Below are 1,527 nucleotides of genomic sequence, written 5' to 3'. Positions count from 1 at the left end.
CCAATACCAGTGACTTAAGGATCTCTGCTGGTAGGCTACCTGTCCAGGAGGTGCCTGGATGCCACGCCCTGGACAGGTCAAGTCGGCAACGGACGAGCGATTGTCGGACCGGATCGCAATCGGGCTGCTGACGCGGACGTTCCCGCCTGAGTTGGTGGACCGGATTGTCGTGGAGTGCGGGAAGTCCGGGAAGCGCAACCGGTTGCTGCCGCCCCGGGTGGTCGTCTACTTCGTCCTGGCCATGTGCCTGTTCTCCGGGCAGGGCTACGAAGAGGTCGCGCGACTGCTGACCGAGGGCCTCGCGTGGGCCGGCCGCTGGTCGGGCTCGTGGCAGGTGCCTACGACCGCCGCGATCTCCAGAGCCCGGGTCAAGCTCGGGCCGGAGCCGCTGAAAGCGCTGTTCGAGCAGACCGCCAAGCCCATGGCGACCGAATCCACCGTCGGTGCCTGGTACGGCCGTTGGCGTCTGATGGCGGTCGACGGGACCACGCTCGACATACCGGACAGCGAGGAGAACGAAGCACGGTTCGGTCGCCCCGCAACCCACCGGGGCGAGCGGACCGCCTTCCCGCAGGTGCGGGTGGTGGCACTGGCCGAGTGCGGCACGCACGCCATCACCCACGCGGCCCTGGGGCCGTTCACCACCGCGGAATCCGTGCTCGCGCGGGAGTTGTTCGGGGCCCTCGGGCCGAACGACCTGCTGATCGCCGACCGGGGCTTCGCCGGCCTGGAACAGTGGCGGGCCGCCTCGGCCGGCGGTGCGGACCTGCTGTGGCGCATCAAGTCCAATGCGGTCCTGCCCGTGCGCCGGGAACTTCCCGACGGCTCCTACCTGTCCGACATCGTGGCGGCCCGCGACCACCACAAGCGCACCGATCCGGCCGTCGTGCGCGTCATCGAGTACACCCTGGACGACCCCGGCCGCCCGCAGCACCCGGCCCCCTACCGACTGATCACCACGATCCTCGACCACGAGGCCGCACCCGCAGCCGAGTTGGCGGCCCTGTACAACCAGCGCTGGGAGATCGAGACCGCGCTGGACGAGCTCAAGACCCACCAGCGCGGCCCCGGCCAGGTCCTGCGCTCCCGCTCACCGGAAGGTGTCGAGCAGGAGGTCTGGGGCCACCTGCTGGTCCACCACGCGATCCGCCAACTGATGCACGCCGCCGCACAGAAGATCGACACCGACCCGGACCGGCTCTCCTTCACCCGATCCCTCCGCCTCGCGCGCCGACAGGTGACCGCGCAGGCGGCCTTTTCCCCCTGACCGCCTGGCCGCAGCCCTCGCCGACGGCCTCCGAGAGATAGCACGCCACCTGCTGCCCATGCGCCGCAGACGCTCCAACGCACGCGTCGTCAAACGCAAGATGTCCAACTTCGGCGTCAAACGCGCCAAGCACCAGCTCTGGCCGCAGCCCATCCGGGATCCCGCCGAAGCCGTCAGCATCGCCCCGCACTACCGCACCGTTCCCATCAACCAACCGACCAAGGCTCCACGAGGCTCAAAACCTTAAGTCACTGGTATTG

At 69.0% G+C, this 1,527-nt stretch carries 1 protein-coding gene; it reads left to right on the top strand.

Annotated features, from left to right (window positions below):
• Nucleotides 1-58 precede the first annotated feature (58 nt).
• Nucleotides 59-1,267 carry an IS4 family transposase gene (locus AB0O00_RS38990; RefSeq protein WP_363659413.1) on the top strand — a complete coding sequence of 403 codons (1,209 nt, stop codon included), beginning with the start codon at nt 59-61 and terminating at the stop codon, nt 1,265-1,267.
• Nucleotides 1,268-1,527: the final 260 nt, after the last annotated feature.

The sequence above is a fragment of the Kitasatospora sp. NPDC093558 genome (assembly GCF_040683475.1).
Taxonomy (GTDB): domain Bacteria; phylum Actinomycetota; class Actinomycetes; order Streptomycetales; family Streptomycetaceae; genus Kitasatospora.
Note: the sequence above shows the minus strand (reverse complement) of the source record. Positions and strands in the feature narration are given on the sequence as shown.

What these genes read in the sequence shown, in the direction of transcription:
- AB0O00_RS38990 (WP_363659413.1), top strand. Translation starts at nt 59, where the DNA reads ATGCCACGCCCTGGACAGGTCAAGTCGGCAACGGACGAGCGATTGTCG.